This window comes from Bacteroides sp. MSK.18.37, from assembly GCF_019129155.2.
GTDB classification, from domain to species: domain Bacteria; phylum Bacteroidota; class Bacteroidia; order Bacteroidales; family Bacteroidaceae; genus Bacteroides; species Bacteroides ovatus.
Genome location: NZ_JAHOIB020000001.1, coordinates 4,946,452 through 4,969,523 on the forward strand (window position 1 = coordinate 4,946,452; position 23,072 = coordinate 4,969,523).

Below are 23,072 nucleotides of genomic sequence, written 5' to 3' on the forward strand. Positions count from 1 at the left end.
TAGAGATTCTTTTTGATTTGGTACTACATTGGTACTACAAACTTTTATCTTATTTTATTCTATTTTCTTTGTGTGATAAATAATTTGTTGTTTTTCAGTAGTTTATGAAGATAATGTTTTATCTAATAAATAAGGAAAATAAAGAAAAAGAGGTTCGCCAGGAACCTCGAAGAAGGCAAAATGCCGGATACAGAAATGTGTCCGGCATTTGTTATTTGTTGACACACAAACAATTAACTACTTCTGTATTTGTGTAACAAACTGTGCAGGTGTAGACCGATTATCAATTCTTATCTGTAAAAAGGGACCATTGTAGATTATGGTAACTATAAAAATATATCTAAGAACATACGGAAGCGACCCATCTACCGGAGTCGTTTGGTTATCTTTTTACGTTAATCGTGAAAAAGTAAACTTTTCAACGAAAGTCTCTGTTGATTTGAAAAACTGGAATGATAAGAAGAAGTGTGTAGGAGTAGGAGACAAACAGTGCAATGACAAAAACCTGATTATAGAAAACATATTAGCCAGAATAAACAATGTTTTTGTAAAATACCGACTTCGTGATCGCAAACTTACTCGCGATGCTTTTCTTAAAGCATATCATCGACCAACCGATTACAATACTTTTTTCGAGTTCGTACGAGACTATCAAAAAAAAGAATCGTTTAAACTTGAATATTCAACTTTTAAGACGAACTTATCGGTTATCAAAAAGCTGCAAGAATATAATCCTAATCTCTATTTTGATGATATAACCAGGGAGTGGCTTGATGAGTATTTCTTTCATCTGATGACTGGACTTGGAAATAATCAAAATACCGCAAACAAAAACATGGCCACAATAAAGAAGTATGTTTTAGCTGCATACAATGCTGGATATATGGATGAGAATCCTTTCAAGAACTGGAAGATAAAGAAAGGAATTCCTAGTGGTGAGTATTTGCAAGAAGATGAGTTACAAACTTTGATGGGGTTATATATGGATGGAGAACTAGACTATAAACATCATAAAACATTAGAAATGTTTTTGTTTTTATGTTTTAGCTCTTTGCACATAGGGGATGCAAAGAAATTGATTCTTGAGCAGTTTACAGATGATACATTGACTTATTTCCGAATGAAGCTAAAGAAAAGAAAACCATTTCCTATTCAAGTACCTATATCGGATCCACTTCGTACATTACTGAAAAATATTGTTGGTACCAGAAAAAAGGGTATCGTTTTTGAGAAACTGCCAGCTGATCAAACGATGAATAGATTCCTGAAAGAAATAGCTGCTATTGCTGGAATAGAGAAGAACATTACACATAAAGTTGGTAGACATACTTTTGCAACTGTTTTTTTGCGTAAGACTAAAGATATAGCTTCCTTGAAAGAGATACTAGGACATTCTGATTTAAAAGAGACTTTAGTGTATGCCCATGTTTTAAACGAGAGTAAGCAAGAGGGAATGCAGTGTTTCAACTGTTTTGCATTTTAAATTGTACATTTGTACAATGTGTTTCTATCAGTCTGAAAACCAGTAAATAACGAGCGTACAGTCTTTGTACACTTTGGTACAAAACACTGCATGCTCGTACAAACTTTCTTATGGTCGTATAACAACTGCAGGAGAGTAGCCGAATTCAATTGCAGCGTCGAAGCAGGGGCAGGATTTAATCCATTCCTTTGACTCTACGATGCCATTGTCATTCAGATCTGGAGAAGTATCTCTGTGACCTAGTACTTCTGTGATCTTGAATTGACTTTTGAAGTCGGGAGACCAACTCGATTAGTGCAATTTTTTGTGCAGGAGTACGTGTGTCTGCTGGGTTACCGTTGGCGTCTAAACCACCTACATAGCAAATTCCTACGCTATGTTTATTGTATGATATACCAGAGGTGCCTTTAGTATTACAATGGGCACCTTCCATTGATAGAGGTCTTCCTTCTTCGATGGTACCATCTAAGTCAATGACATAGTGATAACCAATCATAGAAAAGTTTCGATCTCTATGCATTCGATCAATGTCTTTTGCTTTGAAAGCTTGTCCAGCACGTGTAGCCGAACAGTGGATGATGATTGAATCAATATTGTTCATGTCTTTAATAAAAGTGATTGAAACTGAATTATTCTACCGATAAAGCTTCATTAACCGCTACCTGAACAAAAGCGACGAACCCCGTACTCACATATTTTTTAATACTTTCCGCCTGTTCGGGAGATACTTCTACTTCACCGTTCTTGTAGATTTGTTGAGCTAGTTCCAACTCGCCTAAATCGGCGGTTTTCTGATAGATCGTATTGCCTAACATTTTTGCAATATCGACGGTACTGTTATTCCCTTCGATGTCTTTTACTTGAATATTTCTAAAGTCTATTTTCATTATTGTAATTATAGGTAATAGTGACTATTCATATATCTTATTCTAAACATATTCCCACCTGAAATATCAGCACAACCATCTCCCCATAGATTCACATTTGCAACATTGACACCCATCAACAGGCGACCATCTGCACAGCCTTTAATTCTTAGCCATTTATTAGAACCGGGTTCCCAGGTAACCATTATCCGCAACTCGAAGAAAGTGTTATTAGAAATTCCGAGCTTCTCTAGTTGAGCACGTCCCGGAAGATTAATCGCTACTAATGTGGACGAGATCGAGGTAAATACATAAGTATGAGTATTCGCTATATTACTTGTTATTATATCCGTGTAGGCTGCTCCAACATAACCATCTTCAAAAATAGCGCGCCGACCTATTCCAAAAACATTCCCGTCATATTGAATAGCACGTTGTGTATACCAGCTAGAAGCTTCTTTAGGTCTAAATTTTGCGTATAAAGCTATACCCGAATTTACACTTCCTGTATATTCGCATCGTGCCAGACACTTCATTCCGGTTGACGATGGAAACACATTAGTGCCTATGCCTACCCATGTATCCGACTCGGAAAACTTAATAAAATCTCTGTTAAGAGATAACCCGGAATACACACCTCCTTTGTCGCTATCTGCAACTCCGATACGATTATTCGCAATCTCAAACCCTGCAATCGTGCCTTTTATTGCTGCTAAGTTAGTAACTGCTAATTTATCAACATCAATAAAATCAGCTACGATCTTTCCATCACTGATAAACGTCTTACCCCCAACTAATATCGCACCTGTTTTAGGGAGTGATAATTTCCCGTCTGCTGTTAGTTCAAGCCCGGTTACATTGTGCTTAATCGAACCGCCTGTCATTAACCAACCTTGCGTTTTTGCTTGATTACCGATAAACAGACCAGACGTACCGAGTATATCGATCGTTGCATTTTGAGCTACTAATAAATGCGTAGCGACATTTATAAATTCGTTAAACAAAGTCCATTTCGTTACATCGAAAGAAGAACCGGAATTATGATCCGCACGACACGAATAAGTATTACCGTTGTAGATGATAGTATCTCGATACTGCGTGTTGTTAACATAGTTAGTATTTGCTTTCCACTCGCCGCGCGGACGGATTAGAGCACCGGGAAGCCCGGTTGCTCCAGTTGCACCCGTATCTCCCTTATCACCTTTGTCGCCCTTAACCTTCGTCCAGGTATAAGCGGAAAACGTATTGCTGTCTGCCGCCGTAAAGTCAGTGTATTGTCCGATATATGCGCCCGGCGTCTCACCGTTGTTAGCGGTAAACGTCGTACCGTTGTCCGAGTACTTGATGTGTAAGTAGGAAGTTTGTCCGTTGGCTCCGGTTGGTCCGGCAATACCTTGTTCTCCTTTAGGACCTTGCGAGCCTTTCAACTGTACCCACTTATATGAAGTATATCCGGTTGGAGCGGTCGCGCTTGTTGTTACCGCTGTACCGATATAAGTGTTCGGAGTGTCAGACATCGGATTACCGTTCGCATTAGCGGAGTACTTTACGTGAAAATACTGTGATGTGCCGGGAATACCTTGCGATCCGGTCGGTCCTGTATCACCTTTGTCACCTTTTGCCCCGGTTGCACCTGTATCACCCTTGTCGCCTTTATCTCCTTTGTCGCCCTTGACTTTCGTCCAGGTATAAGCGGAAAACGTATTGCTGTCTGCCGCCGTGAAGTCAGTGTATTGTCCGATATATGCGCCCGGCGTCTCACCGTTGTTAGCGGTAAACGTCGTACCGTTGTCCGAGTACTTGATGTGTAAGTAGGAAGTTTGTCCGTTGGCTCCGGTTGGTCCGGCAATACCTTGTTCCCCTTTAGGCCCTTGCGAGCCTTTCAACTGTACCCACTTATACGAAGTGTGTCCGGTTGGAGCGGTCGCGCTTGTTGTTACCGCTGTACCGATATAAGTATTCGGAGTGTCAGACATCGGATTACCGTTCGCATTAGCGGAGTACTTTACGTGAAAATACTGTGATGTGCCGGGAATACCTTGCGATCCGGTCGGTCCTGTATCACCTTTGTCGCCTTTTGCCCCAGTTGCACCTGTATCACCCTTGTCGCCTTTGTCGCCCTTGACTTTCGTCCAGGTATATGCGGAAAACGTATTGCTGTCTGCCGCCGTGAAGTCAGTGTATTGTCCGATGTATGCGCCCGGCGTCTCACCGTTGTTAGCGGTAAACGTCGTACCGTTGTCCGAGTACTTGATGTGTAAGTAGGAAGTTTGTCCGTTGGCTCCGGTTGGTCCGGCAATACCTTGTTCTCCTTTAGGACCTTGCGAGCCTTTCAACTGTACCCACTTATATGAAGTATATCCGGTCGGAGCGGCCGCACTTGTTGTAACTGCTGTACCGATGTAGGTATTAGGGGTATCACTCATAGGATTGCCGTTCGCATTAGCGGAATACTTCACATGAAAGAATTGTGACGTGCCGGGAATACCCTGCGATCCTGTCGGTCCCGTTTCACCTTTGTCACCTTTAGCCCCAGTTGCCCCATCTATTGCACCAATACGAACAGTAGTCCATGAAACGGGAGACGTAGCCGGAGGGATAACAATACCCGTGCGCATCCACAAATATTCGTTTGTACCACAGGCGGGCGGAGTTTTACTCCACCCACTTGTAGGCGCAACCGTGCCAGATGTAGACTTTGCGAACTCCTGCGCGGGATATTGCCCGTCCTTCGTTACGCTAATCGTTATTTGTCCTCTTGCTACTATCATACTATTATTTTAGTGATAATTCAACTACAAACGTCGCTTTTACATCGACTTCGGCAGCAGTGACGGTAATGGTCTTTCCAGTCTTTACACCGGAAGTTCCCCAAGCCGTATCTTGTGTACCATCCTTATTGTACTTCTTCCAAGAAAATACAAATTTGGTATCAGCAGCACTGTCGGTGAATGCTTCCCCATTTTGCCATACTTTGGCATTGATAGTCGTACTTCCTTGGCCATTTACTAACTTATCCCCCGTTGTAGAGGAGACTTCCACTATATACGGATCGGAAAGATCGGAGAACGAAATAATATCGCTCACTGTTGTGTTGTAGGTTCCGGATGCTGTATCGGTATCCTTGATCTCACATTTGAAAGACTCGAAATTTAAGACAGCACTTGCCGGGATGGTGATCTCATTAGTTGTTGTACCCGTAATACCGTATGAGTTGGAAGCTGCCAAAGATTCCCAGGTACCATCAGATTTCAATTTAAACCATTGATATGCAACCTTATCAGCATCAATACTACTACCTCGCCACATGTCACAATGCGCTTTTAAAGTTGAAGACTGATCGTTTTTGAAAACATTACCAGCAGGAGCATACGCAATAGCACAAATAAGCTGCCCGGCATTTTCAGTTTTAGTGTAGTTGATGACTGCTTTGACAGGAGTTTCTAACTTCGTATCCGGATCAACGTAAATACCGGAGCATTCAACCTTCATCTGCGATACAGATGTCATATTGTTCTTAAGCGTCAACGCATACGGCGCAGTAGCGGCAACAGTACCACCGAATGCAGTGATTGCACCTCCATTCACTGTATAGGTAGGAGCAGCTTTTAAACGACTGATTACGTTTGTTGTCGTTCCGGATACATACATTTCAGGGGTAATGACAAGGAAAGGAGAAGCCGTATAGTTCGGTACATAGGTGCTGTTTTCCTTGTTAAAGATTTGCGTTAAAGGCTGATTAGAGCCTAGATACATGTTCATTGATTTTGCGTCGTTCAAATCGACGATGGTAATTTGACCTCTTGCGATTGGCATAATTTTGATTATTAAATTGTTATAACTATTTTACTTGTCACATTTAAAACTAAATTAATTCACTTCTTTAAAGGTAGGGCATTAAAATGTTCAATAAGTTCTTTCACCGTAGCCTTATGAGCAGTAGGAATATCGGTCGCTCCATACCATTTATCTCTATAATCACACAGTTTAAAATCACCTTTGTATTGATAACAGCCAACTGCCTCCCAAATATTGTCATAATCCAAAACGAACCATTGTCCTCTGTCAATATCATCACGAAGTGCAGCAATAGCAAGAAAAAGCTCTTCATTTCCATCGCAATCAATAAGTCCATTATTGACTAAATCATTCAATCCGGAATCGGAGTGCATACAGTCAAAGCTATTGCATGACGTGAAAAGAAAAGGACCTTCCTTTCCGATAGATTCTTTATACCCCAATACCTCCAACTTCTTTCGAAGTTCCTTAGTATTCTTTCTTATAAAACATGGTGTTGTAAATTCCATAAATTTATTTTTTATAGTGAAACAATACAATTAAATGTAGCACGTCCCCAAACATCATCTGGGGTAAGTGTAAGTACATGCCCGTGCCCGACATGCGTCTCATTGAATATTTTATCGGTATCCGAATTATCACTTTCCTTCTCCCACGAAAAGCGAGAAGACGGAACGCTATCTGTTATATCTGTATCTCCTTTTATCACGTAAGCGGTTAAAGTGGTAGCTACAGAACCGTTCTGAAATATATTCCCGTTAGAACTCATTATATTAACTATTATCGCATCTTTGCCTGCTGCTGACTTTTCAAGCCAGTCTGTAGCACCTTCCTCCGGTTCTTGCGTTGTAGGCTTATCTGAAATACATAACCATGACGATCCGTTGTGAGTTACTTCGTCATAGTAATAATAAGCTCCGGCTTTCCACTCTCCCTTAAAACAGGGGACGCGGCTTTCTGTTACTCCATCATCGGAAATCTGTTTGATAACTCCGGTCATATATACATTACGGAGATAGGCTGAATGTCCGGTCATATCAATATCAAACAGTTTTAAGTTAGACAGGTCGCCCAACTGCATAGCGATCATTTCCTTAGTAATCTCCCAATTATTAACACCTGTCAGATAGCGGACATAGCTTTGCGTCGAATAGCTCGATCTTTGTCGCTCTTCGTTCGTGAAGTTTCCATACGCGACGAAGTGCATGGTCTTTTGTGGTGGAAGTATAGTTCCGCTACGAAGTATGTATTTAAAAGTCTTTTCATCAATTTTTTCAGAAATTCGGAAATAAGAGGTATGAAAACCAGTGACCGAATCATTGAATTTTCCTTTGCAGATGTCATCAATCTCTATTTCTGCAAGTTCTCCGGGCTCTAATTTCAAATAGATAATTCTCTCCAGTGGATCTACTTCCTCTATGATGCCCCCGCCAGGTGCATTCCAAGTTTCTCCACTAACTACCGAGATACGATTATATCTAAATTCATCTGATTCCAGGAATCCGCGTATGTGTACAGAGTTAAACTCTGCATCTCCGATAGCCGATATTAACCATCCCAACATTTTGCAGGCATAGTCTGAAGAAGAAATATCTCCTGAAGTAGAAATGTTTCCAGTGAAAGAGGCGGTATTGGCAAGAAGTTCATTTAGCACCTTTATATTATCAGCTTTTACTCCTTTCTCAACTTCAAGTCCTCCTAGCAACTGCAATAAGAAGAGGGTGCTGTCTGGTTGCTTACGACGCAAAAAAGTATCTCCTTCAGCAAAATCTTTCAGTTTTTCATTTAGGAAAGATAGTACTGTTGCGACATGTCGGTTGGAGACACTGTTCTTCAAAATAGCTTTGTCAATGTAGTCTATCAGTTGATCTATGAGATCCTGTTGTGTTGACATATCAATTGAATTGTTTAGTGAATTGTTCGGTATGTATTCGCGGTGATCCTAAATCATCATCAGTGAATGAACCGGTATAACGCTGTTCTGAATCCGCAAAACGTAGAGATAACTTTATACTCTCCGGAACGGTTGCACGGGATGCTCTGGTAAGATTTTCCGCTGTTATATTTACTCTGATATTTCGTCCATCCAGTCCAAGGAGTTTTATGTCGTCAGAAGATAACAGATCAATCAAATGTATCAGTTCGTCATTTGTGCGATATCCGGATTCTACAGTCATAGATTCGCGTCCGGATAACCTTTCCCAGGATTCAACATAATCATCTATGACTTCATCATACTTATTGAATGCATTTTCTTTTTCTGCTTCACGCTTAATACTTCCAATGCCGGTAATTTCGATCAGCTCATAAGAACCGTATGAATTAAGAAATTGTAAGAGATACCTTTCTCTACTTATTGTTCCGGGAGTAATTACGATCGTGCAGGATTTAGTTTCTCCTACATAGATATCAAATATGGAGGCAAGAATATGGTGAGTATCGAAAAGTTGCTTCCGAAGACGATATAAGTTGAGTGCAACCGGTTGTCCGGCTACTCCGATTAGGGCGGTCTCCATTCCGTTTGCAATTACTCTTAGTATACCACCATCAGGATAGATGAAGGAGAGCGGAAGTAGTTCCGTTTCCCGGATTGTAATAAGTCTTTCGGAAGTACGGGTTGTTTGGAAGAAATTACCGTCCGGATTCATCAATTTCCAGATAAACACATTCTTATTTTCATCATTGAGATGACGTAACATTCTTTTGCTTACTCCGCCAATAAATACTTTCAGGGAGATCGTTAGATTATTTTTTTCACTATTGGAAACATTGATAGTAACATTACGAGAACAACCTTCTGCCTGTAGCAGAACTTCTTCCGATTCATTATATAATTGGGCCGGTTGTACTATATCAGCAAGTATATCCTGAATAAAAACAAAGAAGTTGCCTTCTCCGCTGCCGGTGAATATTGTTTGTTCTCCTACTAAAATGGTATAAGTTGCCAGAGAACTGCTGTTGATCGACAACTTGATTGGATTGCCGGTCAATGCCATATTGGCGGGCGATATGTTTGCAGTCAAACTCATTTTACTAGATAATTAGGTGAGATAATTTGTTCTTGTACCAGATAATTACAGGTACAATAGTCATACAGGAATTCTTCTCTATCAGCGGTTGGGTGAGAGAGAAAAAGAAAGAGGTCATCAAACGTAATAGATGCATTTTTCATATATTCCTGATAAGTGATGAGCATCTTTTCAATATCATTTGATTGAATAGTTGATATTACTGTTTCTGATGTATTCATATTGCAAAATTGTATGTTATATTGCGGGATATAAAGGACATTTTATAATAACTCTGCACGCAATGATTGGTCATATTGCAGGTCATAATGTACTCCTCCTCTCGAATTACTAATCTCATAATGGAGGTGTCCATCGGGCGTTGTACCGAGGTAATACCTAATCCGGTAATATAGATCGAAACTATAATTGACTTTCCTTATAAAATACTCCTTTTTATTATTGTAATCTTCTTCAGTAGGTACTGAAAGAGGGACTTTAATATCCACTGTATCAGTAGAAACATTCTTATATTGTAGGTCATATAAGCTATTCCCATCTCTATTCGCTTCGTCTCTCCAGGCATCTTTTTGTGGTTTTACGGCAGCTTCTACAACTGAATTCTTGTTATCAAATAACGCCCACTTATATTTTTGATCGACGATGGGGACGGTTTGTTCTTCTTTCAGATTATATGGTTTGAGTAATTTGGTTGTACGCAATTTGACTGTTGCCGGGAATGAAGAACTTTTGGGTAACGTATAACGTATGGTATCAGGCAACATTCGTTGACCATCAAGTAAAATAGGAGAGGAGAAATCTGGATTCATACATTGTTGAGCCGATAGATGCATATCCGTTTCTATGAGATGATTGGCGTGGCGAAGAATAGCGTCATATTCCTTCCAGAAATGATTGAACAGTCCATATTTGCCAACAAATAAAAGAGAAATTTCGCAGGCTTTTCCATTTTGTTTGTTTAATACCGGTTCTCCGAAAATATCCAGACAAATTTGTGAACCATAAGTAACTCGGTCTCTTGTATCGAAGAAAGAAAAGCAAAATGCCAAAGGGGTTTGGTAGTTTAAGTTTTCTGATAATTCAACATCGGAACTAGAAATTGTAGTGTATCGATGTACTTTACCGAACAGATAGTAAGGAACTCGTATATATTTATATATGTTTCCTTTAAAACGCTCCGTTGCGGAAGGCAAAAATTCATCAATAGAGGTAATCTCTTTATATGCCATATCAGCTCCACGATCCCAGGGGAAGAAATCCGTTGACACTAATTCTGAACGTCCGGTTATGTTATCTGTTTTATAGTATAATCCGCTCTCTGTAGAATAAGTGAGATATCCATTTGCTTTAGTGGTAACAATATAATGATATGGCTTTAAGAATTTATCCAGTGAATCAGCGGCAGGAGCTGCCGTCCATCTTGGATCTTCCCCCCGTACGTTTGTTGCAGCTGATAATTTTAATTGCTGTGGGGCTTCAAAATTGATAATTGGTTTGGACGCTTTTTGTAGCGTCCAATCAGAAGTAGTTTTGGAATTAAGGATATCACGAATGAATTTAAGTCTGACCTTACGGGTATTTCCATCTACAAAGTAAAGTAATCCAAAACGGCACCATAAGGCTTGCATGAATTCATTGATTGTGCAGTCAGGCATGAGATCAGCATATTTTAGTTCTCCTTTTACACAGCAGTCGGCTGCATTATTAAGAACAACCAATTGACCGAGCTGGTGGTGGTTAGTAAATGGGTTCTCCGTGACAGTATATCCGTAGGTTGAGAATATAGCTTCTAATATATAGCTGACTTTTATAAAAGGAACTATTCCATATCCTTCAGGAAGCGATACTTCCACGGGTTCTCCATTGATGAAAAAAGTTTCCGTCCGTGCTTTCCACCAATATCCATCACGATAATTATTTATATATTCTGCATAATCTGTAACTGTATCATTATCTTTCTTACGATTGCAAGATACAGCCACAGGAAACAGACAGAAAGGAGAATCATCCTTTTGACTATTCTCTATAATATAAGGTAGTAATTCCGAGACTCCTCCTTCAGGACGAATAACAGGAAGGGTGATGGACTGCAAAGAAACATCTTCCCATATACTGTATAATTCAGATTCTCCAAACCCTACATTAAAAGTTATTCCATCATTCTCTGAAGCTTTTGTCGTATTCATTTTACCCACTCGATGGTAAACTCCGTCACTGATGGTCACGCGTTCATCAGCAATAGGGGCGCTGTCAATATCAGTTCTGTTAATGTAATTGTTGAGACGTAGATTATTTCTGGTACCAGGTATGGTAGCGGCAATAGATTGGGATCCCCGTTCGTTGTAAATGGGAGAGCTGTCTTCTATTTCTGTACTGAAGTCTTTCGGCAGATCAAAAGTACCGGATGTGTTTGATATTCTTAGTGCCATAATAATTCTTATTTGGTTGAGCGGGTAAATGGTTTCTTGGATTTTTCATCTAGTTCTTCAGCATTTCGTATATCTCGTAGGGATACGTATGCTTTTAGATTCTTGAGGGTATTAATCAGCATCCCGATTTCTTTTATGAGTTTTTCTAGTTCGGTTGCTGATGTATCAGTTTCAGGAATTTCCTGGTTATTTCGGACAGGAGTATCTATTGCTGCGTAATTACCTGAAGCTCGTTGGGGCACATGACCTTTACGGGCATCTTCAATCGCATTTAGTACCAAAGGATAATTTATATGTTTTTGTAACCGTGATAAGTCCTCGGCGTTAATGATTAATTCTGCACCATTCTCTGAAACTAGAGAAGTGTGTCGAACGATTCCGGTTTGTGCAGCCCCAATATAAGGTATGTCCTGATAGTTCTTGCCGTCATCTTTCCCGATGACATCATACCGGCCGGATGCCCATTGGGATACGCTGACGGTTGCTCGTTTGGGAGCGTCGGTCGAAGACGTGTCGGAGTCGGAAGATCCGGACGAGTGTTTGCCGCTAACCATTCCTTTCAGAGCACTTTTTGCAGTTGCAAGTGCTGCCATAATCAAGCCGGTGAGAATGGCTGCACGAGCTGCACCGGAAGCTCCGAATGATGCAACGGAATCCGGCATAGCCATTGCTTCAGCTGTAGATCTGGCCACGGCACCGGTGGCAGTGGCTGTAGCTTTTATAATTTCGGCTTCGATGATCTTTCCCAGTATATCGAATACGATATCAATCATTGTGTCTGCAAAACCCTGCATTGCATTTTCTTGTCCGGAGATAATGTTCCCCATTGCTGAACCAAGTGCTGAACCATACTGTTTGTATGTTTGCAGACGTTCCTGATATTGTTGTTGTTCTTTCTTGGTTTGTGCTGCTGTCTTCTTTTGTTCAGCATCTTTTGCTTTGGCATGTGAGGTCTGTTCTTCCTTCATGCATTTTATTTTGAAATCAAGAAGTTGTTTCTCAACTTGTTTTCGTTGTTCGGCGTTTAAACCGGCAATGGAAAGCATTCGTTCAAGATGCATGATGGTAAGTTGTTCCATAGCATCATTATAGGCTGTTTCGGAGCTTAGATTCTCATCTTTGCCGGAGGCATACAGTTCTTTTAAATCCTGTTGTTGCTTTTCATATTGAGTTGTTTCTTCGTCAAGTAGCTGTTGAGTGTGGTCTTTCTGCATTTTTAACTTCAGATCATTAATCTGATTTTGGATTTCGGCACCTTCCTTGGATTTGGATCCAGCAACTTTAAGGGACCGTTCCAGGTATTCCATCTGCAGACATTCCATTTCTTTCTGAAATTGCTTTTCTGTCTTCAGAGTTTCATCATTACCCTCCAGAAACATTTCTTTCAGTATGGCTTGCTTTTGGGTATATAGTTTTTTTTCTTCTTCAAGTTGTTTTTTTCGCTTCTTTTCGGATTCTTTTTCATCCTCGCTTGTCTTATTTCCTTCCGGTTTATCTCCGGTAACAACAGTTTCAGGGAGAAGATTATTATTGATACGGTTTAGAAAAGGGCGGAATTTAGCTTCGGTTTGAGCAATCTTTTTTTCCATATCATATACACTTTTAATATAGTCTTCTATATATTCTCCCATTTCATCGCTAAGTGCTTGCCCTTTGAAATACTTGCGACTGATGTTGTGATAGGCTTGTCCCCAAGCCTGTTGCCATTTCATGCCAGCTTTTTGGAATTCCGAGGTTGTTTGTTTCAGATCGTCAATTACAATATTAGTAAGCTGTCCGTTTCCGAGTGAACTGGCTACTCTGCTACGGATACCCTCAAGTGCTGTTGCCTGTTCTTTTACGGCACTAGTAACGATTTTATCAGTAGCCTCATTTTGTACCTTGAGAGCTATTTGTGTTTGTAAAGAACCGTTTATTCGTTTATAGGCATCATTAATCTCATCAAGTGAGCTTTTCTCGGTGATAAGATGTGGAAGATACTGGCCATAGGTTTCATTAACAGCTTTAATCAGCCGGCGGCGGTTCTCTGTGCCTTCTCCTGCTCTTTTAAGAGCATCAAACAAATTATTGAGCGAACGTTGCTCTTTAAGTAACTCGCTTTGGAATTTTTCTTGTGCCTCCGTTGCTTCTTTGGATCGTTTAGTGAATTGATAGATTGCCATAGCTGCTGTGGCCAATAATGAAATAATGATTCCTATCATATTTCCTTTCATTGTGGCATTGAGTCGCTGCATGGCGGCTGTGGCCATCGTTGTGTTGCCGGCTAATGCATATTTGGCTGCAGATAAAGCTAGAATTGAGGCTAACCTGATCTTACTCCATGTCTCCGCTATTTTGTCGGTTGCAATACTTAATAGTTTTGCATTTTTGAGCTTTGTCTCGTAAAATTCAGTAGCCTTTACAGCTAGGTAGTAAGTTGTAATGGCAGTTGTTAGAGTGATGATTATACCCGAATGTTTGACCATAAACCCAATCAGGTCTATAATTTTTCTGGTCCAGTTTACTGTATCGTTTACTGCACTAATAATTGAAGGATTGAGTTTTTCCATTAACTCCATTCCCATCTCATTCATTTTGTTTTTCGCTTGTGCGAGTTTGGTGGCTGCCGTATCGGATTTGGTAGCTGCCTGTTCCATGGCGACACTGGTGTCGGTGACTGCCTGGGTGTAGTATTTGACTTTTTCAGTTTCGTTGATCAGAACAGAAGCGACGTTATACCCCTCTTCACCAAACATTTTTTTGATTTGTGCTGCAGACAATTGTTTTTTCTGCAGGTTATCCAGTGCAGTCTCCAGTCCTACGATTTTAGGATTCGTATCGTTAGCTCCGGTTTGAAGAGTAAGAAAGAATTTCTTTAGACCGGTACCGGCTATTTCATCTTTGATACCTTTCTCTGCTAAAGTTTCAATAGTTCCGACTAACTGTTCAATGGGGATGTTAGCGGATGAAGCGGCAACACCGGATTTGGTTATTGCATTAGTAACTGATTCAACTGCAGCAGATCCATATTTAGAACCGGCTGCCATGACATTCGCATAACGGGCTGCCTGATCAGCACCATCTCCATATTGATTGAGAGAGAGAGTTACGGCATCCACTGCGTCTTTCAGTGTCATCCCTGAAGCAGATGCTAAGATGAGTGTTTGTTCTGTTACTGCGGCTAGTGCTTCCTTGTTAGATAGTAACTCCGGTTTAGCAGAACCGACCAATTTATAAGCATCAAGAATTTCGGTTGCTGATTGTCGGATCCGGATACCGGAATCACTAATTGTAGTGGAAAGCCGGATTGCTTCTTGTTCCAGCCAATTAATGTCGTCTTTGGAAAGTCCTGTTAATGCTTCGACATCGGCTTTGGCATCTTCACGTTCATTGCGTTTTTCACGAAGTTGGTTCAGCTTTAGTGTTAAGCCTGTCACAGCTGCTATGACGGTGGTGACAACAGCTGCATATTTATTAAACAGTTCCACGGCTTTTCCTATTGGACTAGCTTGACAACCAACTTCTACACGCATATTTTTTTGTGCCCTGGCTACTGCTTCAGTGACGCGCCTATTTTGCTCCAGGGCTGCATTGTATTGTTCAGTACCGGGTATGGCTGCACGGAGTTCTTTACGGACTTTTTGGCTGACAGATAATAGTTCATCATAGGTGGCACCGGAGAGATTCTTCAGGATTCGGTCGGTCTCGGCTACTTTTTGCTTATAAGTATTGAGAGTTTTATACTTATTCTCCAGTTCTTTTTGCAGAGTTTTGGATTTTCTGGCATATCCTGATTCTGATTTATCAAGAGAAGATATTTTATTCTTTAGCTGGGAGATGGCATCTTCTATCTTCTTGACGCCGGCTGATGCTTCAGTTCCATCAATAAATATTTTAATACTTCGGTTTAGGTCGTTCATATGGCTTTACTTTTCAATGTATATTTTGGTTGCGTCGATAAGCATAGTGTCAAAATAGCGCATACAGATATCGGCAAGTTCCGGAAGACGGTTTTTGATGACCGGATCGAACCAATGGTAAGCCTGCCGGTTACCTTCATTCTGTTTGCCAAGTGAAGCGGGATTAGTATGTCGGATGATACTCGTATTGATTTCCATTCCGTTGATTCTCTTCAGATAGCTCCATTTACTTCCGATAAGACCACCTTGCCCGCGTCCGGCACCTTTGTGGATATAGACACCATGACGAGGAAAAGAGAAACCAAGTCGGTTGATTAATCCGTATTTGTCAGTATAGGCTTTAGGTTGTAGTTCACGAGCAATACGTAAACTACGGGATGAAATGGTGGCTTTGAGTTGTTTACTGACAGCATCCTGCCATTGTTCTACCTCTTTGTTGAATGCGGTGAGTCGGTCGGCATCCTGGGCGATGTTATAGCGTTCTATCTCCGAGATGGTTTCCATTCGGATTAGTCGGGAAGTCGGAGTAGAAGATAACTTATCCGCTTTTCGTCGGGCTGCATTATAGCGTTTTATTTCCGACTGCTTGTCTGACATTCGTTTATAGAATCCCATTACAAAAAGTAGTTTGGATCGACGATGAATTCTTCCGGAACATTAACAAAGAAGGTAAGCACGGTGCCATAGAAGTTATCACCGATCGGGCCGATACCGTTAATTTGAGTATTGCGGTCTACATATTTAATGTCTTTCAGCAATTTATTCCGGATCTGTTTACATATACTCTTGCATTGTTTGGCTGCCTGATTAATTGTTTCCGGATTTCCGGAAATTGTGTTTCTGGCCACGATGAATGAGTAGACTTGTTTGTCATTGAGTGAATCAGCTTCGTTGTCTTCGGATTCAGACTCGCAACCATCAACGGCGATAAGGATGGTTCCATTGATGGAGGATAAACTGTCATCGAGGCTGATCAGGTCCTCCAGTCCGAATGCTGTGAAGAACCTTTTCTTTTGAGATGTGTGTGAAATGGCTTTGAGTGCCGAAGCTAAGGCTTCACCATAAGCGAAATGGTCATACTCCATAACTGTATAATGTTTAGGTTATGGAGACAAAAATAGCCCGCTGCGGGCGGGCTATAAAGGACAAAACGATAGGTTATAAGAACAGGAATAGTGCTAACAAAGTAAGCATGAGCAGAAGCCAAAATACTTTTGCAAGGATTGAGCGCGAGGCTTTAAAGAATGCCAGGCACAGAAGTACTATTCCGGATATAGTTATTATCGTTAAGATCATTTTTGTTCTTCGTCTGATTCTGGAAGCAAGATACGAATTAATTCAGAAAGTTGTGCGGCTGCACGCTGCTTTTCGTCCATTGGTGTTTCCGGATCCAGTAATTTGTTTACTAACCGTAAGGCTTCATGTCTATTCATAATGTTATTTTTTAGGGTGTTGAATACTGCTTATTGATTGAATATGCTTTTTTATTATTCTGATTTCAGAAATAAGTGTTAGTCGATTGACAGAATCTATGTCCGGAGAATCAATGTCAAGAGCTAAGTCAATTGCTTTTTCCAGTGTTGCTTCCATCCAAGAGTGTTCTCCTTCCTGGATAGTTTTGATTGATGAGATACAATCATCGGTGAGGATGATGCCATTGATTTCTGTTGGTATCATGGCTGGTCTCCTTTCTGTTCCAGTAGGTGAGATCCTTCTCCAAAAGAATAATGACCGCGTACTTTACTGTATGAGATATAACATACAGGATTGCTATCATCGTCTCCTAGTTTTATACTCCATTGTCCACCGGAGGAGTCTCCATTATGCCCATTGAATTTGAGTTTTTTTTGATTAGGGTATTTCTCATTCAGTTCCTTGACAACTTCTTCGAATTCGCATTTTAGGGAATCCATAGCACATTCATCTTGTACTAGAATACGGTCGTATGCCTGGGCAAATTCACACATTTCCTGACCCTTACGATTTACGTTCTTATATGTTTGCACATGGTGAATAAAGAACATCATGATTCACCCCCTTTCTGACACTTCTTTGCTCGATAGACACAGAGAACTGCGCCAATTACAGCAGGGGGAAAGATAAAGGTCAGGCAGAAGCAGGCTATTGCAGAGACGTAATAGGCGTCCGATGCGGAGTTGATAGCGCATTCTTTTTTTAATTCACGGAAGTAACGCTGTTGGAGCGTGTTTACGTCTGTTCCTGTGCGGAATGAGGGCACGTAGTTCGTGCCCTGGGTTAATTGTTTCATATACTACATTTGGTTTGGCTGTTATTGGCAAGTTTTCGTGTACCTAGACGGTACACGAACGGCTGCCAATTTCCCGTAGTCGCCAAACCAAATGTAGTATAACCCCGAAGAGCTGTAATACAACGAGAAGAAAGACAGCCGTATTCGTTTATAAATAAACTTCTACTATTTCGTATATGAATTTGCAAACAATATTAATATCGGAAGCAAACTGATGGACATAAAAAAAGCCCAATTTCGTATTGAGCATCTAACCGTTGCTCATCGGGATAGATTATCTATCATTTGATTTGGCACTACAAATATGAGGATAATATTTGAGAGTGCCAAACAAAATAATGTTTATTTCACCAATCATCGTTGGTGTCAGAACGTGTGTTTAACATTGCGGCACGCAAACTTTCAATTATAGAAATTTCTATGTTTCGTTTGATGACCGTTAGTTCTTTCTTATGAATTGTTTTCTCACAATCATAATTTTTAAAATAGATTTCAAAAGGTTCTTTGAAAACTTTAGGAACTAAACCTGCTTTAAATCCCTGCATAAGAAAATCAGATAGTTCATATCGATACCTGCCATCTTTAGTTTGTATCGTTAATGTATAGTAGAAGAATTGACCATCTTTCGATACCGGACAAGATGCTTTTATTATCATTTTATGTGATGTTGGATCATCCATTTGGATAACATTCTGTGCATTTACAAAATTTTTAGCAGTCCATGAACGAGCACTCGTGTATAATTGATCAGCCGTCCCATTACTTTGAATTACATCAGAATAATATACTTTACCATCTTTAATCGGCAGGTAGCCACATATAGCATCTTGGTCTAGTTTGTGATTGGCTAGTCCTGTCTCCACCTTATTAGGACCAGAATAGACTTTCTGATTATTAACTTTATTAGCCCATTTTTGTAAATCGGAATTTTGCGCAGTGACATTACATGAAATTGTAGCTATAACCGCAATAAATAGAGTGTGTCTTTTCATTTGAATGCTTGGTATATTTCGTTCTCATCAGTATTTATAAATGAGTCTTCATCGATAGCTTTGAGGTGATCACTGTATTTCTTGTTTAAAGCGTCTATGCATTCTTTATGGTAGTTTTCGTTTCCACCGGTTAATACCCGCTTAAACTCCTCTGATTCCATGATGCCACGATAAAGAATTTCTTTTGCTTTCCCTTTTTCTCCAGTAGCTACCATCACTGCAAAGTCTTTTTTCCAATTAGATTGAGAATTGTTTGTCCGGGTATTGATTGCGATTTCAACGAGAATAGCAAGTACAGACCATCCAATCAAGGTACCCATGACACAATAGATAAGGGCTGGGAATCCTAACCAATTGATTCCATCTGCTCCAACTATACCTCCGGAGTATCTGGAATATTCCCACGCAATACATGACGAGAAGAAAACTACGATTGAACCTATGATACCTAACACTAGCACTGTTTTTGACATAGCTGCTAGAGTGCTTTCGGCAGCTGTTAATTTTTTTGTTTCCATGTGTGGTTTTATTTGTTACAGCAACAAAGATAGTGGTAATATATTTGTAATGCCAATAGAAAATTGTATTTTAGCTCAAAATAAATCAAATATGGATCAAGAACAGGAGATTAAAAATCTACGTCGCAAGTTGTCTGAATTATCTCGTGATTACTATCAATATAGGGTCGCGGTATTTAATAAATCTATAGCTGTTGCCATAGCTGTTTTATTGGGCCTGATAGTAGGATACCTGCTATAAATGATATTATGGTACAAAAAATAGTTATGACCGTATTGTATATTTTTAGTTTCAAATATTTAGCTTGCAGTCTTTCGCTCTCTTTTCCTAATTCCTCATCCTGTTTCATAGAATTAATATAGGCATCGTAACTTCTATGCAAGTGAATAATTTTGTAACCTTTAGGAGTGATTTCAACGGGCGAATCTATTTCATCCGGGCAATCTTCAGTTATTAGTCCCTCCATGATTCATTGTTTCCGGTAACTAATAAGTTGTTCTGGTAATAATTTAATTTGTAGCTTATCCAATATATCGTATTGAATACGTTTTTTACGAGGGTCGCAATATAGATCACTTAATATAATACCTTTGAAATGAATTTCTAATGATTCCATAGTATAAAAAAATCAATTCCTTATGTCGTGTGCCAACTGGAACCACCCAGCCACCCGGTTTTACGAGTGCACGACATAAGGAATTGACGAGTTAGTTTATTTTGATAATAACTAAAGTACAATTGTTTTTCAAAATTAACAAAAATAAAGCAGAGTTTTTTGCTCCGCTTATTTGTGATTAATATTGATTGAAATAATTTATAACGAATTTATTCTACTGTGTTGACGATCATGAAATTTTCCAGTAAGTCAATTTTATTAGTAAAGTAAGATAATGGTATCATTTTATTATTGTTGAATACCCATTCTAAGGCCTCGGCTAATAATTCTTTATTGATAATTTTTACATTAAAGTTGATTTCTAATTTTGATTGAGATGATGTTCTTGTTAAAAGTTTATCATTATTGTCGGAATTTTGATAACTACAGACATAACATCTTAATAATAAAGCTAATGTAAAGTAAAAATAACGGTTAGGAGAATAACTTGCATTTAATTCAACGTTAAATATTTGCTTTGGAATTATAGTTTCTATTTGATCTATAAGTTCCTGTATTGAGTAGCTCTTATAACTTATTTTATCATAGGAATCAGGTTCACAAATTCGAAGATATGTGAGTAAACATACTAAATCTGAATATATGATTTGATTATAGTTATACATATTTAGAGATAGACGAATATGGGTGAAAATCTTTTCTATTTGTCTTAATGATAGGTTTTTATACATGAATAGAATGTTAGCTATAACTAAAAAAGACTCCTTTAGTCCATCTCTTGAATCTCTCGCCTTTTCATAGCTATCAAAGCCATAATAATCATATAAGTAGTTACAGAATTGTACTATATTAGGGGCTGGTAATATATATTCAATATCAATAAATCTTTTCAAGTATTCATCGGCGTCTATTAGATCACTTCCATAATATCCACGTATAGAGTTACTTAATTGTTCCTTATCTATGGATAAGACAAATACTATATTAGGTATGTTGAAAAGATGTTTAATTCGTTCTAAAGTTTTTACTGCATAATGTGGGTTGCATCGATCAAGTTCATCTATGATAAATATCAATGGTTTTTTGTCACAGATTTCATTAACGTATTTTTCGAGTTCATTTTGAAAGAACTTTAATTCTTTTTTTTGATTTTCATAATTGTCTATCTCTTTGCTTAGCATTGCAGAGCCTTCTTCAATAAAATCAGATATAATATTAAGGGCTTCTTCACCTACTTTCCCTTTTAGCATTGCTTTGAGTATTGAGGGGCCAGCTTTAATGGTAATTTTCCCTAATCTGGTCAATATAGATGTGAAAGTTGTTGTAGTTTTGGTGCTCAGGCTTATTTCTTTTAGTTCCCCAAGTAATCCGACAAGAGGGTCTGAAATGAAATCATTTCCCCAGGCATTAAAGTACAGTGTCTTGAATTCATTTAATTCAAGATATGCCTTCCACATTTCTACAAATGTGGTTTTCCCTGTTCCCCATTTGCCATTTATTGCTAATACGAAGCCTTTATCATATGTAGTGATAATCGTTTTAAGGACTTCAGCATACTTCTCCCGATCCAGTTTACAATTTTTGAAAGGCTGTTCTGCTGGGATTTCTAATTTTTCAAGTTTGCATTTCATAGGTTATAGTTTTATTTGTTACGGCAACAAAGATAATGGTAATATATTTGTAATGCCAATAGAAAAATGTATTTTAGCTCAAAATTTGATAGACAATGGAAAGACTCACAGCAGAACAATTAAAAGTAATCGATTTATCGCTTATCGAATGGTATTATGAACAAGCTATGGCTCGCCATAATGATCTTGTCCGTGTAGAATCTCTTATAACTGAAAGGGGATATACTTTGTTTGCTATCTATTTTGGCATTTTAACAGCTGCAATAGGATATATTCTTACGCATTTGAGTGCAAATGATGATGCAGCTTTGACTTCCGGATGTTTGTCTATTGTTGTTTTTACATCTATTTCTATTGGTTATATTTATCATGTCATTAAACCACATACTCTTCTTGCACCAGGAAAAGAACCTGATAAGTTTACTATACCGCAATATATAGCTTATTTTAAAGGGAAAGATATTGATCAAAAGAAACAAGTAGTTAGTGATGAACTAGTTGTACTTCAGCAAAAGATAACTGCACAGGAGGCAATGAATAAAAAAAGAGTCGAATATACTAAACGTTCTCTTGCATTTCTGATATTCGGCTCTTTTGTGGCTGTCACTTCCTTTTTAATAGCATTTGCTATTTATTGATCAGATCGCTAGTATCTAAACCATTTGTTTGAATAGGAGTATCACTTGTGATGTCAGGCAGTGAAACAGGGTCATCTGTAGAACCATCAGCATTGCAGCAGTAAGAATTTCGCGGACCATCTTTTAAAGATAGAACGGTGATATTATTAGTATATCTCATTGTTAAACGGGCGAATCCCTCACTATAGTGCGCCCACCGGTGTTATTTCCGGAACCAGCTGCCTGGTTACACTATGGTAAGGGATTCATGTTTTTATAACGATATTGGGCGATGGCTAAAGTACGATTTTTTCTATATATAGCAAAAAGAAAGCAGAGTTTTTTACTCCGCTTTCCTGTCTCAATATATTTTTGTGATTAGAAATTGGCTACTTCATAATACTTAAAGAAGTAGTAGAGGGCTACCTTATGCCATTTAGTTAATTCCTTGTCACCAGATAAAAGTGATGATACAGTGCATTTGTCGATGCCTGTATAGTTACTTAAGTGCTTGCTTTTTAAGCCAAGCTTTTCCATACGCTTCTTAATCCAATCGACGGTAATGCTGTCGATATCCTTACGATCAAAGTTTACAGCCGATACAGTCAGCTTCCAATCATCCGGGATTTCTCCCTTAAACATTTCTCGTACACGTTCGGTTAGTTCCTTTTTGGTAAGGAACTTGTCATTTACTAAGTCTTTTTGCTCTGCGCGAACGATTAATCGGCTATCGGAGTAAGAGACTACTTCTATGGATATATGTCCATAACGTTGATACTGCTTTGCGAATTCGTCGATTCGCTTTTTACTCTCGGCAGAGAGAGGTAGTAAGTCTAAATTCTTCATAATTCATCAATTTACGATTTGATAATCGGGTATTTAATAATGCAATATACTTTGTAATGGAGGGGCTTTTGCCCCTCC

Annotated in this window: 22 protein-coding genes and 1 pseudogene; 2 read left to right on the top strand and 21 right to left on the bottom strand. The window is 39.1% G+C overall.

Annotated elements, in window-relative coordinates; all coding sequences use genetic code 11:
- The first annotated feature begins 319 nt into the window (after positions 1–319).
- A complete protein-coding gene (locus tag KSX81_RS18920; protein ID WP_217726093.1) occupies positions 320–1,483 on the top strand; it encodes a site-specific integrase in 1,164 nt (387 codons plus the stop codon).
- Between the two features lie 108 nt (positions 1,484–1,591).
- Here the strand turns inward: KSX81_RS18920 and KSX81_RS18925 are convergent.
- From KSX81_RS18925 to KSX81_RS19015, 20 genes and pseudogenes are all read right to left on the bottom strand, one after another.
- Positions 1,592–2,084, bottom strand: a pseudogene (locus tag KSX81_RS18925) (N-acetylmuramoyl-L-alanine amidase).
- Between the two features lie 28 nt (positions 2,085–2,112).
- Positions 2,113–2,370 carry a hypothetical protein gene (locus tag KSX81_RS18930; protein WP_217726092.1) on the bottom strand — a complete coding sequence of 86 codons (258 nt, stop codon included), beginning with the start codon at positions 2,368–2,370 and terminating at the stop codon, positions 2,113–2,115.
- A gap of 8 nt (positions 2,371–2,378) precedes the next feature.
- Complete coding sequence (locus KSX81_RS18935) at positions 2,379–5,120, bottom strand: hypothetical protein (RefSeq protein ID WP_332058677.1); 2,742 nt, start codon at positions 5,118–5,120, stop codon at positions 2,379–2,381.
- Positions 5,121–5,124: 4 nt separating this feature from the next.
- Positions 5,125–6,165, bottom strand: coding sequence for a hypothetical protein (locus KSX81_RS18940; protein ID WP_254884265.1), 1,041 nt, complete (start codon positions 6,163–6,165; stop codon positions 5,125–5,127).
- 59 nt (positions 6,166–6,224) lie between these two features.
- Positions 6,225–6,656 carry a hypothetical protein gene (locus KSX81_RS18945; RefSeq protein WP_217726090.1) on the bottom strand — a complete coding sequence of 144 codons (432 nt, stop codon included), beginning with the start codon at positions 6,654–6,656 and terminating at the stop codon, positions 6,225–6,227.
- A gap of 11 nt (positions 6,657–6,667) precedes the next feature.
- A complete protein-coding gene (locus tag KSX81_RS18950; protein ID WP_217726096.1) occupies positions 6,668–8,041 on the bottom strand; it encodes a hypothetical protein in 1,374 nt (457 codons plus the stop codon).
- Position 8,042: 1 nt separating this feature from the next.
- Complete coding sequence (locus KSX81_RS18955; RefSeq protein WP_217726089.1) at positions 8,043–9,176, bottom strand: hypothetical protein; 1,134 nt, start codon at positions 9,174–9,176, stop codon at positions 8,043–8,045.
- On the bottom strand, positions 9,173–9,397 hold the full coding sequence (locus tag KSX81_RS18960) for a hypothetical protein (RefSeq protein WP_217731672.1): 225 nt from the start codon (positions 9,395–9,397) through the stop codon (positions 9,173–9,175). The genes KSX81_RS18955 and KSX81_RS18960 overlap by 4 nt, the downstream gene beginning before the upstream one ends.
- Before the next feature lie 42 nt (positions 9,398–9,439).
- On the bottom strand, positions 9,440–11,605 hold the full coding sequence (locus KSX81_RS18965) for a hypothetical protein (protein WP_217726088.1): 2,166 nt from the start codon (positions 11,603–11,605) through the stop codon (positions 9,440–9,442).
- Between the two features lie 8 nt (positions 11,606–11,613).
- Positions 11,614–15,504: a phage tail tape measure protein gene (locus tag KSX81_RS18970; RefSeq protein ID WP_217726087.1), complete on the bottom strand. Its 3,891-nt coding sequence runs from the start codon at positions 15,502–15,504 to the stop codon at positions 11,614–11,616.
- 6 nt (positions 15,505–15,510) lie between these two features.
- Positions 15,511–16,119: a hypothetical protein gene (locus KSX81_RS18975; protein WP_049702369.1), complete on the bottom strand. Its 609-nt coding sequence runs from the start codon at positions 16,117–16,119 to the stop codon at positions 15,511–15,513.
- Entirely contained in the window at positions 16,119–16,589 is a 471-nt protein-coding gene (locus tag KSX81_RS18980) for a hypothetical protein (RefSeq protein WP_175353579.1), read from the bottom strand. Before KSX81_RS18980 ends, KSX81_RS18975 begins: the two co-directional genes overlap by 1 nt.
- 207 nt (positions 16,590–16,796) lie before the next feature.
- The gene (locus KSX81_RS18985) at positions 16,797–16,937 is read right to left on the bottom strand and encodes a hypothetical protein (RefSeq protein WP_195355537.1); all 141 of its coding nucleotides are present in this window, start codon (positions 16,935–16,937) and stop codon (positions 16,797–16,799) included.
- A gap of 4 nt (positions 16,938–16,941) precedes the next feature.
- A complete protein-coding gene (locus KSX81_RS18990; RefSeq protein ID WP_149943904.1) occupies positions 16,942–17,181 on the bottom strand; it encodes a hypothetical protein in 240 nt (79 codons plus the stop codon).
- The gene (locus KSX81_RS18995; protein WP_149943903.1) at positions 17,178–17,531 is read right to left on the bottom strand and encodes a hypothetical protein; all 354 of its coding nucleotides are present in this window, start codon (positions 17,529–17,531) and stop codon (positions 17,178–17,180) included. Before KSX81_RS18995 ends, KSX81_RS18990 begins: the two co-directional genes overlap by 4 nt.
- A complete protein-coding gene (locus KSX81_RS29140; protein ID WP_149943902.1) occupies positions 17,528–17,773 on the bottom strand; it encodes a hypothetical protein in 246 nt (81 codons plus the stop codon). Before KSX81_RS29140 ends, KSX81_RS18995 begins: the two co-directional genes overlap by 4 nt.
- A gap of 347 nt (positions 17,774–18,120) precedes the next feature.
- Positions 18,121–18,765 (bottom strand): DUF4468 domain-containing protein, encoded by a 645-nt coding sequence (locus tag KSX81_RS19000; protein ID WP_149943901.1) that lies wholly within the window; start codon positions 18,763–18,765, stop codon positions 18,121–18,123.
- Positions 18,762–19,283, bottom strand: coding sequence for a hypothetical protein (locus KSX81_RS19005; RefSeq protein WP_149943900.1), 522 nt, complete (start codon positions 19,281–19,283; stop codon positions 18,762–18,764). The genes KSX81_RS19000 and KSX81_RS19005 overlap by 4 nt, the downstream gene beginning before the upstream one ends.
- Before the next feature lie 185 nt (positions 19,284–19,468).
- Positions 19,469–19,750, bottom strand: coding sequence for a hypothetical protein (locus KSX81_RS19010; RefSeq protein WP_217726086.1), 282 nt, complete (start codon positions 19,748–19,750; stop codon positions 19,469–19,471).
- A 359-nt stretch (positions 19,751–20,109) separates the two neighbouring features.
- Positions 20,110–21,531, bottom strand: coding sequence for a P-loop NTPase fold protein (locus tag KSX81_RS19015; RefSeq protein ID WP_149943898.1), 1,422 nt, complete (start codon positions 21,529–21,531; stop codon positions 20,110–20,112).
- 95 nt (positions 21,532–21,626) lie between these two features.
- Between KSX81_RS19015 and KSX81_RS19020 the strand changes: the two genes are divergently transcribed.
- Complete coding sequence (locus KSX81_RS19020) at positions 21,627–22,169, top strand: hypothetical protein (RefSeq protein WP_149943897.1); 543 nt, start codon at positions 21,627–21,629, stop codon at positions 22,167–22,169.
- A gap of 357 nt (positions 22,170–22,526) precedes the next feature.
- Here the strand turns inward: KSX81_RS19020 and KSX81_RS19025 are convergent, their stop codons facing one another.
- A complete protein-coding gene (locus KSX81_RS19025; RefSeq protein ID WP_148364772.1) occupies positions 22,527–22,994 on the bottom strand; it encodes a hypothetical protein in 468 nt (155 codons plus the stop codon).
- Positions 22,995–23,072: the final 78 nt, after the last annotated feature.

Excerpts from the sequence above, each read along its gene's own strand:
- KSX81_RS18920 (WP_217726093.1), top strand. The coding sequence starts at position 320 with ATGGTAACTATAAAAATATATCTAAGAACATACGGAAGCGACCCATCT.
- KSX81_RS18930 (WP_217726092.1), bottom strand. The coding sequence starts at position 2,370 with ATGAAAATAGACTTTAGAAATATTCAAGTAAAAGACATCGAAGGGAAT.
- KSX81_RS18935 (WP_332058677.1), bottom strand. The coding sequence starts at position 5,120 with ATGATAGTAGCAAGAGGACAAATAACGATTAGCGTAACGAAGGACGGG.
- KSX81_RS18940 (WP_254884265.1), bottom strand. The coding sequence starts at position 6,165 with ATGCCAATCGCAAGAGGTCAAATTACCATCGTCGATTTGAACGACGCA.
- KSX81_RS18945 (WP_217726090.1), bottom strand. The coding sequence starts at position 6,656 with ATGGAATTTACAACACCATGTTTTATAAGAAAGAATACTAAGGAACTT.
- KSX81_RS18950 (WP_217726096.1), bottom strand. The coding sequence starts at position 8,041 with ATGTCAACACAACAGGATCTCATAGATCAACTGATAGACTACATTGAC.
- KSX81_RS18955 (WP_217726089.1), bottom strand. The coding sequence starts at position 9,176 with ATGAGTTTGACTGCAAACATATCGCCCGCCAATATGGCATTGACCGGC.
- KSX81_RS18960 (WP_217731672.1), bottom strand. The coding sequence starts at position 9,397 with ATGAATACATCAGAAACAGTAATATCAACTATTCAATCAAATGATATT.
- KSX81_RS18965 (WP_217726088.1), bottom strand. The coding sequence starts at position 11,605 with ATGGCACTAAGAATATCAAACACATCCGGTACTTTTGATCTGCCGAAA.
- KSX81_RS18970 (WP_217726087.1), bottom strand. The coding sequence starts at position 15,504 with ATGAACGACCTAAACCGAAGTATTAAAATATTTATTGATGGAACTGAA.
- KSX81_RS18975 (WP_049702369.1), bottom strand. The coding sequence starts at position 16,119 with ATGGGATTCTATAAACGAATGTCAGACAAGCAGTCGGAAATAAAACGC.
- KSX81_RS18980 (WP_175353579.1), bottom strand. The coding sequence starts at position 16,589 with ATGGAGTATGACCATTTCGCTTATGGTGAAGCCTTAGCTTCGGCACTC.
- KSX81_RS18985 (WP_195355537.1), bottom strand. The coding sequence starts at position 16,937 with ATGAATAGACATGAAGCCTTACGGTTAGTAAACAAATTACTGGATCCG.
- KSX81_RS18990 (WP_149943904.1), bottom strand. The coding sequence starts at position 17,181 with ATGATACCAACAGAAATCAATGGCATCATCCTCACCGATGATTGTATC.
- KSX81_RS18995 (WP_149943903.1), bottom strand. The coding sequence starts at position 17,531 with ATGATGTTCTTTATTCACCATGTGCAAACATATAAGAACGTAAATCGT.
- KSX81_RS29140 (WP_149943902.1), bottom strand. The coding sequence starts at position 17,773 with ATGAAACAATTAACCCAGGGCACGAACTACGTGCCCTCATTCCGCACA.
- KSX81_RS19000 (WP_149943901.1), bottom strand. The coding sequence starts at position 18,765 with ATGAAAAGACACACTCTATTTATTGCGGTTATAGCTACAATTTCATGT.
- KSX81_RS19005 (WP_149943900.1), bottom strand. The coding sequence starts at position 19,283 with ATGGAAACAAAAAAATTAACAGCTGCCGAAAGCACTCTAGCAGCTATG.
- KSX81_RS19010 (WP_217726086.1), bottom strand. The coding sequence starts at position 19,750 with ATGGAGGGACTAATAACTGAAGATTGCCCGGATGAAATAGATTCGCCC.
- KSX81_RS19015 (WP_149943898.1), bottom strand. The coding sequence starts at position 21,531 with ATGAAATGCAAACTTGAAAAATTAGAAATCCCAGCAGAACAGCCTTTC.
- KSX81_RS19020 (WP_149943897.1), top strand. The coding sequence starts at position 21,627 with ATGGAAAGACTCACAGCAGAACAATTAAAAGTAATCGATTTATCGCTT.
- KSX81_RS19025 (WP_148364772.1), bottom strand. The coding sequence starts at position 22,994 with ATGAAGAATTTAGACTTACTACCTCTCTCTGCCGAGAGTAAAAAGCGA.